This window comes from Streptomyces griseus (genome assembly GCF_001715295.1).
Taxonomy (GTDB): domain Bacteria; phylum Actinomycetota; class Actinomycetes; order Streptomycetales; family Streptomycetaceae; genus Streptomyces; species Streptomyces griseus_G.
Map to the genome: position 1 here is coordinate 370275 of NZ_MDKB01000003.1, position 14422 is coordinate 384696.

A 14422-nucleotide genomic window follows, 5' to 3' on the forward strand; every position below is an offset into this window, starting at 1 on the left:
GGCCTGCCGCCGACCGCGCCCCGGCCCCCGGCGTTCCGCCGGCGGGGTCGCGCACGGGCCATGGCCCGTGGGCCGCTACACGGTCCGGTCCCCGCGGGACTGCGGGAGGACCGGCTGGAGCACCAGGAGCCGCTCGACCAGGCGGAGGAACATCGCCACGTCCCGCAGCAGGTCATCGGCGTCGCGGCTGGTGGCGGCACCGGGTATGCCCGCTTCCGCCCGCGCGCGGCGCCCCGCCCCCGAGGCGAACAAGGCGCTCCACTCGGTGAGTTCCGGCGCGATCTCCGGGAGGACCTCCCAGGCGCTGCGGATCTTCTCGCGGCGGCGCCTGTTCGTCTCGGGCCGGCCACGGGCGGCGAGGACGGCGGCGGCGGTGCGCAGCGCCGCAAGATGCGCGGTGGCGTAGCGCTCGTTGGGCGCGTCCAGGACAGCGGCCTCGTCCAGGCCCGCGTGTGCCTGGACGAGGAGATCGAGTGCGGCGGGTGGTGCCGTGGTGCGGCGCAGCACGGGGTGGACGTCGGTTGCCGGGCCGGTCGGTGAGGGGGCAGGGCTGCCTGCGCGGCGCCGCGGGGCGGCGGCTGCGGACGAGCTGGCCATGACGAACCTCCTGTCGTGTGACGGCTTGGTGGCCGTATGTACCCATCGTGACGCCCGGCACTGACAATCCCTCAGAAACCGCCTCCGACCTCCCACTTTGCTTCGAACGCGGGTTCCGGCTAACTTTTGCACTGACCAGTCAGTTCAAAAGCAGACGGATATCGGGGGTGGGTGCCGTGGACTGCCCGCAGGGTGCGGCGGTGAGCGCCGAGGACTTCGGACTGAAGGGGCCGCGTGGCTGGGCCTTCCGGGGTGTGGAACTCCACGCGGATCCCGGAACGCTGGTGGCGATCGAGGGCCCCTCGGGCTCGGGGCGCACCTGCCTGCTGCTCGCTCTCACCGGCCGGATGCGCTCCACCCAGGGGCAGGCGGAGGTCGCGGGCCTGCGTCTGCCGGGCCGGGCGGCGGCGGTGCGGCGGATCAGCGCGCTCGGCCCGGTACCCGGCGTCAGCGAACTGGACCCGGCCTTCACCGTCGCCGAACACCTGCGGGAGCGAGCCCTGTTGCAGCGCCGCTTCGACGGTTCGCCGCGTTCCCTGCTGCGTTCGCCCGCCACTCGGGCCGCGACAGCGCGAGCGGCGATCGACGCCGCCCTGGAGGCAGCCGGGCTGGACCTCACCGGCCTGCCGAAGGCCGGGCGCACCTCCGTACGGGACCTTGAACGCCTCGAAGCACTGCGCCTCTCCCTCGCCCTCGCACTGATAGGCCGTCCACGCCTGCTGGCGGTGGACGACACCGACCTCAAACTCCCGGCCTCCGACCGGTCGGAGGCCTGGAAGCTGCTGCGCACCCTCGCGGACCGCGGAACGACCGTGCTCGCCGTGTGCAGCGAAGCCCCCGAGGACACACTCACCGTCCGGACCGGGACCCCGACGGCCACCGGCACGGCCGGGGAGGCCGAGACCCTCGACCGCACGGCCGGCGACACCACCGCCGACGACACGACGACCGGGAAGGAGACGGCGGATGCGAGCGCCGAAACTGGCCGCGCTTGAGCTGAAGCGCTTCGGCAGGGGGCGTATGCCCCGCGCCGCGCTGGTGGCCCTGCTGCTGCTGCCCCTGCTGTACGGCGCCCTGTACCTGTGGTCCTTCTGGGACCCGTACGGACGGCTCGACCGCATCCCCGTCGCACTCGTCAACAACGACAAGGGCGCGCGCACCGAGGGCGGGCGTCTCGCGGCAGGTGACGAGATCACCGGCAGGCTGCTCGACTCCGAGGTCTTCGACTGGCACGAGGTCGGCTCCGCCGAGGCCGAGCAGGGCGTCGAGGACGGGACGTACTACCTCTCGCTGACCATGCCGTCCGACTTCAGCGAGCGGATCGCCTCCGGCGCGGGCGACTCCCCGGAGACCGGTGCCCTTCAGGTCCGTACGAACGACGCCAACAACTACATCGTGGGGCAGATCTCCAGGACGGTGTTCGCCGAGGTCCGCAGCGCCGCCTCGACCAAGGCCTCGCGCGGATTCCTCGACCGGATCTTCATCAGCTTCTCCGACCTCCACGACGCGACGGCGAAGGCGGCCCGGGGGGCCGGGGACCTGGAGACCGGGATCACCACGGCCACCAAGGGTTCCAAGGACCTCGTGGACGGGCTCAGGAACGCGAAGTCGGGCAGCGGCAGGCTGGCCGGAGGAGTGACCGGGCTGAACAAGGGGGCCGGGGACCTGGAGACCGGCTCCCGCCAGGTCGCCGCCGGCACGCAGCAGCTCGCCGACAAGGTCGACAAGGCCGCCGCCGACGTACGGCCGTTCCTCAAGGACAACGGCAAGGCCATCGGGGACACGGCCCGCCTCGTCTCCGGCTCCTCGAAGGCCGTACGGGACAACCTCGACCTGCTCGTGGAGGCGGCGCCCCCGGCCTCGGCCGCCGCCCACAAGGCCTCGGACGACCTCGCCGGGATCTACCGGCTCCGATGCGAGGAACAGGAACAGGAACAGGAACCGGCCGGCACCGACGTCTGCCCCGAGCTGGAACGCGCCAGGACCGCGGCGGCGGACGTGGCGGACGTCTCGGACGACGTGCAGGCCCTGGTCACCGCGGACGACGGCGACCTGACGAACCTGCGGGCCCGGCTGGCGACGCTGCAGAAGCAGGCCGACGCCCTCGCGGAACGCTCACCGCACCTGGACACCGATGTCGAGGCCGCCGTCAAGAAGATCCACGCGCTCAACACCGGTGCCCACAAGGTCGCCGAGGGCGCCGACGCCCTGCACACCGGGCTCGGCACCGCCAGGACCGGGGCCAAGGACCTGGACGCCGGGATCAAGAAGCTGAAGGCCGGTGCCACGAGTCTGGACAGCGGGCTCCACCGGCTCGGCGACGGCTCGGCCACCCTCGCCCAGGGACTGCACGACGGCGCCGGGAAGATCCCCGACTACGACAAGGACGACCGCGACGCGCGCACCGGTGTCATGGCCGACCCCGTTCAGCTGGCCTCCTCCTCGCTGCACGCCGCGCCCAACTACGGCACCGGTTTCGCCCCGTACTTCATCCCGCTCTCCCTCTGGGTCGGCGCGATGGTGGCGTACATGCTGATCCAGCCGCTCAACCGGCGCGCGCTCTCGGCGGGAGCTCCCGCCTGGCGCATCGCCGTCGCGGGCTGGCTGCCGGTCGTGGGGATCGGCCTGCTCCAGGTCGGCGCCCTGATGGCCGTCCTGCACTGGCGGCTGGGGCTGCAGATGACGCACACCGCGGGAACGATGGCCTTCCTGGCCTTGGTGACCTGCTGTTTCGCAGCGATCATCCAGTGGCTCAACGCCCGCTTCGGAGCGGCGGGGCGGATCCTCGTCCTCGCGGCGCTGATGCTCCAGCTGACCTCGGCCGGTGGCACCTACCCCGTGCAGACCAGTCCCGGCTTCTTCGGGGCCATCCATCCGTATCTGCCCATGACCTATGTGGTGGAGGGGCTGCGCCGGCTGATCACGGGCGGCGGGCTCGGCCCGGTCTGGCTGGGATGCGCCGTCCTGTCGGCCTTCACCGCGGGCGCCCTGGCCCTGACCGCGCTCGCCGCCCGCCGCAAGCAGGTGTGGACCCTGGACCGCCTCCACCCGGAGCTGAGTCTGTGAGCGCCCCGCAACCTGTGAGAATCGGTGACATGGACAGCAGTAGCACCACGCGCCGCCAGGCCACCCGGCAGAAACTCTACGAGGCGGCGGTGACCCTCATCGCGGAGAAGGGGTTCTCGGCGACCACGGTGGACGAGATCGCCGATCGCGCCGGAGTGGCCAAGGGCACGGTCTACTACAACTTCAAGAGCAAGACGGAGCTCTTCGAGGAGCTGCTGCGGCACGGCGTCGGCCTGCTCACCCGGTCGCTGCGCTCAGCCGCCGAGCAGACCGACGAGCGCGGTGGCACCCGGGTGGAGGCCCTGGACGCGATGATCAGGGCCGGTCTGGCCTTCATCGACCGCTACCCGGCCTTCACCCAGCTGTACGTGGCGGAGCTCTGGCGCACCAACCGCGCCTGGCAGTCGACGCTCCTGGTGCTGCGGCAGGAGGCCGTGGCCGTGGTCGAGGGGGTCCTGCGCGACGGAGTGGCCGCCGGTGAGCTGAGCGAGGAGATCGACATCCAGCTGACGGCCGCCGCGCTGGTGGGCATGGTCCTCGTGGCCGCCCTGGACTGGCAGGCGTTCCAGCCCGAACGGACGATCGACGACGTGCACTCGGCGCTGTCCCTGCTCCTGCACGGCCGCGTCAGCGGTCGCTGAGCGGACCCCGCCCGGGGCGCGCGGCCGGAGCCCCCGGTGTGCCGGGGAACGGCCGCGCCGCCCGTCGTGCGCCTCGCGGACGTACGACGCCGGGTCCGGCGGACGCGATCCCCCTCGCGTTCCGCCGGACCCGGCGTCCTCGTATCCACGGAGCCCTCCCCCGTGACCTCGATCCCCCGTGGTCTCGGGCCCCGCGCCGTACCCCCGTTCGGTCCGGGATGCGGCTCCGTTCCGCCGCCCCGTGCCGGCGGTCCGGGCGCCGCGCCCCTTCCGTGGTCCCCACTCTTCCGTCCGCCCGGGCGGGAGCCCATCCGCGCGCGTACTCATCTCCCCCGCTAGGTAGGGATACTCAGGTCTGGGGTCCGGAGCCTGCCCGGCCCTGTACGCGAGTGGCTACGATCGCCTCCGTGTCCGTACTCCCCCTGGTGTTCACGAGCGGCTGGGCGAGCGGTATCAACGCCTACGCGGTGATCCTGCTGTTCGGCGTGCTCGGCGCGACCGGCCTGACCGACGAGGTGCCCGAGTCGCTGCAGCGGCCCGACGTGCTCGTGGTCGCCGGCGTGCTCTTCCTGTGCGAGGCGGTGGCCGACAAGATCCCGTACGTGGACTCGGCCTGGGACACCGTCCACACGGTGGTCCGGCCGGTGTCCGGCGCGGTCGTCGCGGCCCTGCTGGCCGGGGAGGACGGGTCGCTGCCGGAGCTCGCCGCAGCGGCCGTGGGCGGGTCGGCCGCCCTCATGAGCCATCTGGTGAAGGCCGGCACGAGGATGGCGGTCAACACCTCGCCCGAGCCCTTCAGCAATGTCGGGGTCAGCCTCGCGGAGGATCTCGGCGTCGCCGGGATCATCGTCTTCGCCGTCTTCCACCCGGTCGCCGCGGCCGTCGTCGCCGGGACCCTGCTGCTGCTCGGCATGGTGGTGCTCCTCTTCCTCGCCTCCCGGATCCGCCGTTTCCTGCGCCGGCGGGCGCGGCGGCGTGAGGAGAGGAACCTGGCGGGAGCGGGCGGCCACCGGCCCCAGGAGTGAGCTGTCGGTGCCACCCCTTAGGGTCGCAGGCATGGCACGAATTGCGGTGATCGGCGCCGGGACCGGCGCGATGGCGGCGGCTGCCCGGCTCGCCGTGGCAGGCCACCGGGTGACGGTGTACGAGCGGTCGCAGACGCACGGCGGCGCCATGGGCCGGTACGCCCGTGACGGCTTCGTCTTCGACACCGGCCCCTCGCTGCTCCATCTGCCCGCGGTCTACCGCGACCTGTTCCTGAAGACGGGCAGGGAGCCGCTGGAGCAGTGCGTGACGCTCACCCAGGTGGACCCGGCGAGCCGCCACCTGTTCGCGGACGGCACCGCCGTCTCCCTGCCCAACGCCTCACGGGCCGGGGTCCTCGGCGCGCTCGACCAGGCCTTCGGCAAGGGCGCCGGGGCCCGCTGGGACGCGTTCATGGACCGGGCGGGTACCGCCTGGGAGCGCTCGCGCAGGCCCCTGCTGGAGGAGCCCCTGCCCGCCGACCCGCGGGTGCTGCACGAGGACCCCTATCCCGCGGTGCGCCGGCGCAGGCTGTTCCGCGCCGCACGGCAGGCCCGGACGGTGGCCGACGTGGGCGCCCAGGAGCTCGTGGATCCCCGGCTGGCCGCCCTGCTGGAGGGATACGCCCTGTCGTACGGCCTGGACCCGCGGCGCGCGCCGGCCGCTGCGGCTCTGTTGCCGTACATGGAGCAGACCTTCGGCAGCTGGTACGTCGCCGGAGGGATGCGGGCTCTCGCCGACGCGGTGTACGAGCGCTGCCTGGCCCGCCGGGTGACGTTCGTCTTCGGTGCCGAAGTCGTCCGGGTGGCCGAGAAGGACGGCCGCGCGGCAGGGGTCGAGCTGGCGGACGGGACGAGCGTGGAGGCCGATCACGTCGTCCTGGGCGCGCAGCCGCGTCCCGGCCTGATACCCGGTCATGAGGGCGGGGCGGGCGGGGGCGTGGGAGAGCCGGCGGCGGATGCCGGTTCGGTGCCCGGCCGTTTCCTGGTGCTGCTGTCGTTGCGCGGCGCGCGTGAGCCCGGCACCGTGCACCGGACGGTGGTGCACACCGGGGACGGAGCCGCGGAGCAGGAGGCGGTGTTCGGCGGCAGGACGGCCGTGCGGCCCACGGTGACGGTGCTGCGGCCGGACGACCCCGGCACCCGCCCGGACGAGGAGCACGAGGCGGTGACCCTGATGGCGACGGTGGCACCGCACGGCCCTGTGGACTGGACGGACGGGGCGCTGCGCGACCGGTTCGCCGACCTCGTGATCGACAGGGCGTCCGCCGCCGTCCCGGGCCTGCGCGAGCGGATACTCCACGCCGAGCCGCGCACCCCCGCGGACACGGCTGCCGAGACCGGCGCCGAGGGGGGCGCGGTGCCCGCACCGGCCCTCGCCGGGGCGGACGGCGCCTTTCTGCACGGTGGGAACCGCACCGCGCTGCCCGGCCTGTACCGGGCGGGTGGCTGGTCGCACCCGGGGGGCGGTCCGGCTCACGCGGGGATGTCGGGCGCGCTGGTCGCCGGGCTGGTCGTGGAGGGCGACGGCTTTCGCGGGTCGCGGTGACCCGCGGGCCGTCGGCCTCCGGCCCGCCCGGGGGTCAGTAGCGGTACTGCTCGTTCTGGCCGGTGTCGTACCCGTTGCCGTACGGGGCGGGCCCGGTGGGGGCCTCGGGCGGCATCGGGGGGTGCTGCCCGGCACCGCGCTGCTGCGGGACCCAGACCCCGCCCGGCGGGGTGTCGGAGGGGTCGTAGGGCCCGGCGAGGGGCTGCTCCGCCTGCTGCTGCCCGTAGGGCTCGTAGGTGGCGCCGTAGCTCTCGTAGGAGGCGTACTGCCCGGCGCCCGGGGTGTCGCTCGTCCCGGTGTACGGATCCGTGTAGGCGGCGTAGTCACCCTGCGGCGTGCCGTTGGCGTACGGGTCGCCGTAGCCGGCGTCGTGGCCCTGGAAGGTGCCGGGGTCCTGGTAGGCGGCCTGGGCGCTGTAGGCGTCCTGAGGCTGGGGGGTGAACTGAGGTGCGTACCCGCCGTACGGGTCGTAGCCGTCGTACGGCGTCTGCCCGTCCTGCCGCTCCCCGTCGCCGGCCGGGGCACCGCCTGCGGTGTCCGTGTAGACGCCGTACTGCCCGGTGTCGTCCGGGAGCGGCTGCGGTTCGTAGACCGCGGTGGCCGGGTCCGGGACTGCGTCCACCGGGGCGGCTTCCCCGTACTCCAGTCCGGAGACCTCCAGCGTGGGCTTCCGCGCCCCGCCGCCGGACGCCTTCCGGCGGCGGCTCGCGCCCGGGTTCCCGCCCAGCGCCCAGCCCGTCGAGAAGCCGCGCCGGAAGGACAGCGTCACGTACGTCTGGCCCGTGGCGAAGGCGATCGCGCCGACGGCGATGACCAGCACGGAGGGGATCAGTACGCCGACGACGACGCCGAGGAAGCCGGCGAAGGCCAGGAGCCGCCAGCGCAGCCTCGCCTTGTACTGCAGCAGCACCTCGCCCAGCAGCCACAGCGCCACCATGCCGAATGCGATGTAGAGGACCGTCCAGCCCACGCCCGCCCCCTTCTACGGCCGCCCGGTCGGTGACGGATGCGGCCTGTCAGGACTGCTTGTGCAGTCCGAGATTCTCGTAGATCTCGAGCGTTGCCGTCGAATTGTTGAGCGTGATGAAGTGCAGCCCCGGGACACCCTCGGAGAGCAACTTCGCGCAGAACTCCGTTGCGAACTCGATGCCAGTGGAGCGTACAGCGGCCGGATCGTCCTTGACGGCGAGGATCCGCTCTTTCAGCGCGGACGGCACGACGGCGTTGCTGAGTTGGGCGAATCGCTCCAGTTGCCGGACGTTGGTCAGCGGCATCACCTCGGGAATGACCGGGGTGTCACAACCCGCCGCGACCACCCGGTCACGCATCCGCAGATAACTCTCCGGATGGAAGAACATCTGGGTGATCGCGTAGTCCGCACCGGCCCGGCACTTGTCGACGAAATGCCGGATGTCGGTCTCCCAGTCGGCCGACCTCGGGTGCATTTCCGGGAAGGCCGCGACGCCGACGCAGAAATCGCCGGATTCCTTGATGAGCCGGACGAGATCGGCCGCGTAGCGCACGCCCTCGGGGTGCTCGACCCACTCGCCCATCGGGTCGCCCGGCGGGTCCCCGCGCACCGCGAGGATGTTGCGGATACCGGCGTCGGCGTACTGCCCGACCATGTTGCGCAACTGCGCGACGGAGTGGTCGACGGCGGTGAGGTGGGCGACGGGGGTGAGGGTGGTGTCGGCGGCGATCTGCTGTGTCGCCCGCACCGTCCCCTCACGCGTCGAGCCACCCGCGCCGTAGGTCACGGAGACGAAGCTCGGGCGCACCGCCTCGACCCGTCGCAGGGCGTTCCAGAGGTTCCGTTCGCCCTTCTCGGTCTTGGGCGACGGGAACTCGAACGAGTACGACGTCTTACCGGTCGCAAGCAGATCCCGCACGGTGCGCGCGTGATCAGTCCTGGTGGAAGGTGTGCCAAGGGCCATACTGGGAGGTTAACCAGGGCTGGGCGGTACCCCAACCGTGTCAGCGGAATTGCCCGGAATGAGGTGGTTGTTGTCCACCCTTCGGACAGCTGCCCCCAAAGGCCCGGGAAGCCGTCCCGGCCGGGCGCCCGCAGGGCTCTCCCCGGTCAGAGGGCGGCGCGCTCCCTGATGCGGGTGGCCAGCGCCTTCGTGGCCGCGGCCGGGTCCTCCGCCTCGGTGATCGCCCGGACGACGACCACCCGGCGGGCACCCGCGTCGAGCACCTCGTCCAGGTTGCCGGCGTCGATCCCTCCGATGGCGAACCACGGACGGGACGGGCGGAGCGAGGCGGCGTAGCGCACGAGGCCGAGGCCGGGGGCGTGTCGGCCGGGCTTGGTGGGGGTGGGCCAGCAGGGGCCCGTGCAGAAGTAGTCGACGCCCTCCTCGGCGACGGCAGCGTCGACCTCCGGCTCGGCGTGGGTGGAGCGGCCGATCAGCACGCCCCGGCCGAGGACGGCCCGGGCGGCGGGCACCGGCAGGTCACCCTGTCCCAGATGCAGCACGTCGGAGCCGATGGCGTGGGCGACGTCGGCCCGGTCGTTCACCGCGAGGAGGGTGCCGTGACGCCGGCAGGCGTCGGCGAACACGGCCAGGTGGTCGAGCTCCTCGGCCGCCTCCATGCCCTTGTCGCGCAGTTGCACGACGTCCACGCCGGAGGAGAGCACGGCGTCGAGGAAGGCGGGCAGGTCGCCCTGGCGTCTGCGGGCGTCCGTGCACAGGTAGAGCCGGGCGTCGGAAAGCCGCGCGCGAGGCGTGGACATGGTGGTTCCCCCCGTTACGTCGGTGGATCGCGTACGTCGGTGCGGATCGCGTACACCGGTGCGGCGCCGGGGCGTACACCGGTGCGGCGCGTACACCGGTGCGGCGGTGCGCGCCGACGCGTACGTCATGGAACGCGTACGCCGGTGGAGCACGTACGCGGGTGGCCCGCCGTCCGGGGTGCGCCGGCACGGTGCCGATGCACCCGGGACGGCGGGACGCGGGCCGTACGCCACGGCCCGCCTCCCGCTCACGGTCGTCCGGTTCAGACGGCGAGCGCCTGGGCCCGGCGCTTCACCTCCGTACCGCGGTTCTCGCTCAGGGCCTGCGCCGGGGTCCCGGGCAGGGTCGGGTCGGGGGTGAAGAGCCACTCGAGCATCTCTTCGTCGTTGTAGCCGTCGTCCCGCAGGAGCGTCAGGGTCCCCGTGAGGCCCTTGACCACCTTGTCGCCGTCGATGAAGGCGGCAGGCACCTGGAGCGCCCGGTTCTCACCGCGGCGTACGGCGATGAGCTGGCCCTCCTTGACCAGCTGCCTTACACGCGTCACCTGGACATCGAGCATTTCCGCGATGTCGGGAAGGTGGAGCCATGCGGGGACGAGAGCATCGATCTTTGCGTCAATCTCGGTCACAGGGACAAGCCTGCCATCCCGGACCGACAGCCGGTAGCCGGGCCCGCCCGTCCGGGGTGCCGCGGCGTGCCGCGGCGCGCCGCGCCGGCACCCGGTTCGGCCCCCGCCGGGGGCGTCCCCGCGCGCACGGCGCTACAGCGTGGCCGACTTCAGCGGGACGGAGGGGTCCGCCACCCGCTCCGGGTCCACGCGCGCCCCCGCCTCGACGAGCCGGCGCCCCTGGGCTAGGTCGCGCGGCCTGCTGACGGCCAGCAGCGCGACGAGGACCCCTCGCCGCAGCCAGCACACGGTCCAGGACGGCTCGGCGGGGTCACCCCGCCACACCAGGGCGTCGGCGCCGGCGTGGTGGCCCGCGTACTGCACGAAGCGGTCGAACTGCTCGGACCAGAAGTAGGGCACGGGATCGTACGTCCGGGGGCGGCCGTCCGCGAGGGCGGCCGCCACCGTCCGGGGTCCCTGGAGGGCGTTGTCCCAGTGGTGGACGAGCAGCCGCTCGCCGTAACGGGCCGAGGGGAAGGAGGCGCAGTCGCCCACCGCGTGGACATCGGGGAGCGAGGTGCGCAGCGAGGCGTCGGCGAGGACCGAGCCGTCCGGGCCCAGGGCGATGCCGGAGCCGGCGAGCCAGCCGGTGGCGGGCCGCGCGCCGATACCGACGACCACCGCTCCGGCCGGGACGGCCCGGCCGTCCGTCAGGTGGACGGCGCCCGGTTCGACGCGGTCGACGCGGACGCCGGTGAGGAGTTCGGCCCCGCTCTCCGCGTACCAGGCGGCCATCGGCGCCGCGACCTCGGCGGGCAGGCTGCCCGCGAGGGGACGGTCGGCGGCTTCGACGACGGTGACGGCGCACCCCGCGGCGCGGGCGGCGGTGGTGAACTCGGCGCCGATCCAGCCCGCGCCCACGACCACGACGTCACGCTGCCGCTCCAGGACCGGCCGTAGCCGCGCGGCGTCGTCGAGGGTGCGCAGCAGATGGACGCCGGGTACCCCTTCCGTGCCCGGCAGGCCGACGGGTTCGGCGCCGGTGGCCAGGACCAGGGCGTCGTACGGCACGGGTCCGTACGGGGTGTCCAGTTCGTGTGCGGCGGCGCGCAGACCGGTCACGTCGAGCCCGAGGCGCAGGGTGATGTCCAGTGCCTCGAAGTCGATGTCGAAGGCGGAGTCCTCGGCCTTGCCGAGCAGGACCGCCTTGGACAACGGGGGGCGGTCGTAGGGCTGGTGGGGTTCGGCGCCGATGAGGGTGACGGGGCCGGAGTACCCCTGCTCCCGCAGGGCCACGGCCGTCTGCACGCCCGCCATTCCCGCGCCCACCACCACGACGCCGTGGGGCGGCCGTTCCGCTGCCGTTTCCGGTCTCTGCTCGCTCACCCGCCCACCCTAATCTTCTGACGATCGCTCAGGGAGCGAGCTGCTCCACGACGCTCGTACCGCTGCCGTCCTGGGACTCCCACTCCCACCGCTCGTCCAGCCGCACCCGGCCGTCGGGGAGCTCAGTGACGGCCGAGACGCAGTGGCCGCCGGAGGTCGTCCCGTCCTGCTTCAGCTGGACGTACCGGAAGTCGAGGGTGTCCGCCTCGCGGGTGCCGACGAGGTGGCCCCGGACGACGTCGCCACCCGTGTACTCGGCCCAGATCCGGCCGTCCCGTTCGTGGTACGTGAACCGGGTGCGGGTGCCGACCTGGCCGGGGGCCTGGTCGGCGACGGGCGAGAGGACGAGTCCGTCGAGTGAACGGGCCACGGTGGCTGCTCCCTTACTGGCCGTGGGCTGCGGGGTTAGGCTGGCTACCGTAGAACACTCGCGGGAGCCCGGACGCACCGGGCTGAGAGGGAGGCTGACCGGCCTCCGACCGTACGAACCTGATCCGGGTCATGCCGGCGAAGGGAGGGGCTGGACGCCCATGCGCATCTCCGGGAACCACTGCGACGTCCTGGTCGTCGGGGGCGGCATCATCGGTCTGGTGACCGCCTGGCGGACGGCCCAGCGGGGTCTGCGCACGGCACTGGCCGACCCCGATCCCGGCGGAGGGGCCGCCCAGGTCGCGGCGGGCATGCTCGCCGCCGTCACTGAACTCCACTACGGCGAGCAGACGCTGCTCGGCCTCAACCTGGCCTCGGCAAAACGCTATCCGGCGTTCGTCGCCGAGCTGGAGGAAGCGAGCGGACAGGGCGTCGGCTTCCGCGCCTGCGGCACCCTGTCCGTCGCGCTGGACGCGGACGACCGGGCCCAGCTACGGGAACTGCACGCCCTGCAGCAGCGGTCCGGCCTGGAGTCCGAGTGGCTCAGCGGCCGCGAGTGCCGCCGTCTGGAGCCGATGCTCGCCCCCGGCGTACGCGGCGGGCTGCGGGCCGACGGCGACCACCAGGTGGACCCCCGGCGGCTGGCCTCGGCGCTGGTCACCGCGTGCGAGCGGGCCGGGGTGGTGTTCCACCGGGCCTGGGTCCGGCGGCTGTCCGTCACGGGCGGCCGCGCGACCGGCGGGGTGCTCGCCGACGGGACGGAGGTCGGGGCCGGCCAGGTGGTCCTCGCGGCCGGGAGTCTCAGCGGGCGGCTCGAAGGGGTGCCCGGGACGGTGCCTGTGCCGGTCCGCCCGGTCAAGGGACAGGTGCTGCGGCTGACCGTGCCGTCGGCGTACGCCCCCTTCCTCAGCCGGACCGTGCGGGCCGTCGTACGCGGCAGCCACGTGTATCTCGTGCCGCGGGCCGACGGCGAGCTGGTCGTCGGCGCCACCAGCGAGGAACTGGGCTGGGACACCACGGTCACCGCGGGCGGCGTCTACGAACTGCTGCGCGACGCCCATGAACTGGTGCCCGGGATCACGGAACTCCCGCTGACGGAGACCCGCGCCGGACTGCGCCCCGCCTCCCCCGACAACGCCCCGCTGCTCGGCCCGACCGCACTGCCCGGCCTGCACCTCGCGACCGGCCACCACCGCAACGGGGTCCTGCTGACGCCCCTCACCGGTGACGTGATGGCCCAGGTGCTGAGCACCGGGGAGCTGCCGGAGGTGGCGCGCCCCTTCGCTCCGCACCGCTTCGACCGCTCCCCCGCGGCCCCCTCCCGCGTCGACGTCCGAACCCCCGCCTCCCAGGAGCAGCCCGCATGACCGAGCCCTCCCCCGCCTCCGTACCAGCGTCCACCCCCGCGCCCTCCGCACCCGTGGCCCCGCCCGCTCCCGAGTCCGTGTCCGTGTCCGTGTCCGTCAACGGGGAGGCACGCGGCGTCCCGGCCGGTACCGCCCTGGACTCCTTGATCGCGGGCCTGACCCGGGCGCCGTCCGGGGTCGCCGCTGCGGTCAACGAGAGTGTCGTCCCACGCGGCGAGTGGCCCGCCACCGTGCTCCACGACGGCGACCGGGTCGAGGTCCTCACCGCGGTCCAGGGAGGCTGACGGTGTCCGACGACCTGTTCACCCTCGGTTCCGTCGCGTTCTCGTCCCGGCTGATCATGGGGACGGGTGGTGCCCCCGGTCTGGAGGTGCTGGAACGCTCCCTGATCGCGTCGGGCACCGAGCTGACCACCGTCGCCATGCGCCGGCTCGACCCGACGGTCCAGGGCTCCGTGCTCTCCGTCCTGGAGCGGCTCTCCATCAGGGTCCTGCCGAACACCGCCGGCTGTTTCACCGCGGGTGAGGCGGTGCTGACCGCCCGGCTGGCCCGGGAGGCGCTCGGGACGGACTGGATCAAGCTGGAGGTCGTGGCCGACGAGCGGACCCTGCTGCCCGATCCGATCGAGTTGCTGGACGCCGCCGAGACCCTGGTCGACGACGGCTTCACCGTCCTCCCGTACACGAACGACGACCCGGTCCTGGCCGCGAAGCTGCAGGACGTGGGCTGCGCGGCGATCATGCCGCTCGGCGCGCCCATCGGTTCCGGCCTGGGCATCCGCAACCCCCACAACTTCCAGCTGATCGTCGAGCGGGCCGAGGTCCCGGTGATCCTGGACGCGGGCGCGGGGACCGCCTCGGACGCGGCTCTGGCGATGGAGCTGGGGTGCGCGGCCGTGATGCTGGCCTCGGCCGTGACCCGCGCCCAGAAGCCGGAGCTCATGGCCGCGGCGATGCGGCACGCCGTGGAGGGCGGGCGCCTGGCCCACCGGGCCGGCCGCATCCCCCGCCGTCACTTCGCCGAGGCCTCCTCGCCCGGGGAGGGCCGGGCGGCACTGGATCCGGAGCGCCCGGCCTTCTGAGA

The 14422-nt window shown here is 73.4% G+C and carries 15 protein-coding genes and 1 riboswitch; of the genes, 8 read left to right on the top strand and 7 right to left on the bottom strand.

Translation table 11 applies throughout. The annotated features are described in order from the left end of the window. Positions 1-75: 75 nt before the first annotated feature. Positions 76-597, bottom strand: a complete 522-nt coding sequence (locus BA175_RS17890) for an SAV_6107 family HEPN domain-containing protein (RefSeq protein WP_069172437.1) — start codon at positions 595-597, stop codon at positions 76-78. A gap of 176 nt (positions 598-773) precedes the next feature. Between BA175_RS17890 and BA175_RS17895 the strand changes: the two genes are divergently transcribed. The 5 genes from BA175_RS17895 (at position 774) to BA175_RS17915 (ending at position 6875) form a co-directional block, all read left to right on the top strand. Then, positions 774-1592: an ATP-binding cassette domain-containing protein gene (locus BA175_RS17895; protein WP_069173092.1), complete on the top strand. Its 819-nt coding sequence runs from the start codon at positions 774-776 to the stop codon at positions 1590-1592. Continuing rightward, a complete protein-coding gene (locus BA175_RS17900; protein ID WP_069172438.1) occupies positions 1564-3663 on the top strand; it encodes a YhgE/Pip family protein in 2100 nt (699 codons plus the stop codon). Before BA175_RS17895 ends, BA175_RS17900 begins: the two co-directional genes overlap by 29 nt. 29 nt (positions 3664-3692) lie before the next feature. After that, positions 3693-4304: a TetR/AcrR family transcriptional regulator gene (locus BA175_RS17905; RefSeq protein WP_069173091.1), complete on the top strand. Its 612-nt coding sequence runs from the start codon at positions 3693-3695 to the stop codon at positions 4302-4304. Between the two features lie 407 nt (positions 4305-4711). Continuing rightward, entirely contained in the window at positions 4712-5329 is a 618-nt protein-coding gene (locus tag BA175_RS17910) for a DUF4126 domain-containing protein (RefSeq protein WP_069173093.1), read from the top strand. A 31-nt stretch (positions 5330-5360) separates the two neighbouring features. Next, a complete protein-coding gene (locus BA175_RS17915) occupies positions 5361-6875 on the top strand; it encodes a phytoene desaturase family protein (protein ID WP_069172439.1) in 1515 nt (504 codons plus the stop codon). Positions 6876-6909: 34 nt separating this feature from the next. Here the strand turns inward: BA175_RS17915 and BA175_RS17920 are convergent, their stop codons facing one another. The 6 genes from BA175_RS17920 to BA175_RS17945 form a co-directional block, all read right to left on the bottom strand. After that, entirely contained in the window at positions 6910-7845 is a 936-nt protein-coding gene (locus BA175_RS17920) for a hypothetical protein (RefSeq protein WP_069172440.1), read from the bottom strand. A 46-nt stretch (positions 7846-7891) separates the two neighbouring features. Next, positions 7892-8809, bottom strand: a complete 918-nt coding sequence (metF, locus tag BA175_RS17925) for a methylenetetrahydrofolate reductase [NAD(P)H] (protein ID WP_069172441.1) — start codon at positions 8807-8809, stop codon at positions 7892-7894. Positions 8810-8955: 146 nt separating this feature from the next. Then, positions 8956-9609: a thiamine phosphate synthase gene (thiE, locus tag BA175_RS17930; protein ID WP_069172442.1), complete on the bottom strand. Its 654-nt coding sequence runs from the start codon at positions 9607-9609 to the stop codon at positions 8956-8958. 263 nt (positions 9610-9872) lie between these two features. Beyond that, complete coding sequence (locus BA175_RS17935) at positions 9873-10238, bottom strand: Rv2175c family DNA-binding protein (RefSeq protein ID WP_069172443.1); 366 nt, start codon at positions 10236-10238, stop codon at positions 9873-9875. A gap of 132 nt (positions 10239-10370) precedes the next feature. Further along, positions 10371-11603 (bottom strand): FAD-dependent oxidoreductase, encoded by a 1233-nt coding sequence (locus BA175_RS17940; protein WP_069172444.1) that lies wholly within the window; start codon positions 11601-11603, stop codon positions 10371-10373. Positions 11604-11631: 28 nt separating this feature from the next. Continuing rightward, positions 11632-11973 carry a hypothetical protein gene (locus tag BA175_RS17945; protein ID WP_069172445.1) on the bottom strand — a complete coding sequence of 114 codons (342 nt, stop codon included), beginning with the start codon at positions 11971-11973 and terminating at the stop codon, positions 11632-11634. A gap of 50 nt (positions 11974-12023) precedes the next feature. Then, a riboswitch (TPP riboswitch) is annotated at positions 12024-12136 on the top strand. Between BA175_RS17945 and thiO the strand changes: the two genes are divergently transcribed. The 3 genes from thiO (at position 12134) to BA175_RS17960 (ending at position 14420) form a co-directional block, all read left to right on the top strand. Beyond that, a complete protein-coding gene (thiO, locus tag BA175_RS17950) occupies positions 12134-13339 on the top strand; it encodes a glycine oxidase ThiO (RefSeq protein WP_069172446.1) in 1206 nt (401 codons plus the stop codon). It overlaps the preceding riboswitch by 3 nt. Further along, positions 13336-13623, top strand: a complete 288-nt coding sequence (thiS, locus tag BA175_RS17955; RefSeq protein ID WP_079159662.1) for a sulfur carrier protein ThiS — start codon at positions 13336-13338, stop codon at positions 13621-13623. Before thiO ends, thiS begins: the two co-directional genes overlap by 4 nt. A 2-nt stretch (positions 13624-13625) precedes the next feature. Beyond that, positions 13626-14420, top strand: a complete 795-nt coding sequence (locus tag BA175_RS17960) for a thiazole synthase (RefSeq protein ID WP_069172447.1) — start codon at positions 13626-13628, stop codon at positions 14418-14420. Positions 14421-14422: the final 2 nt, after the last annotated feature.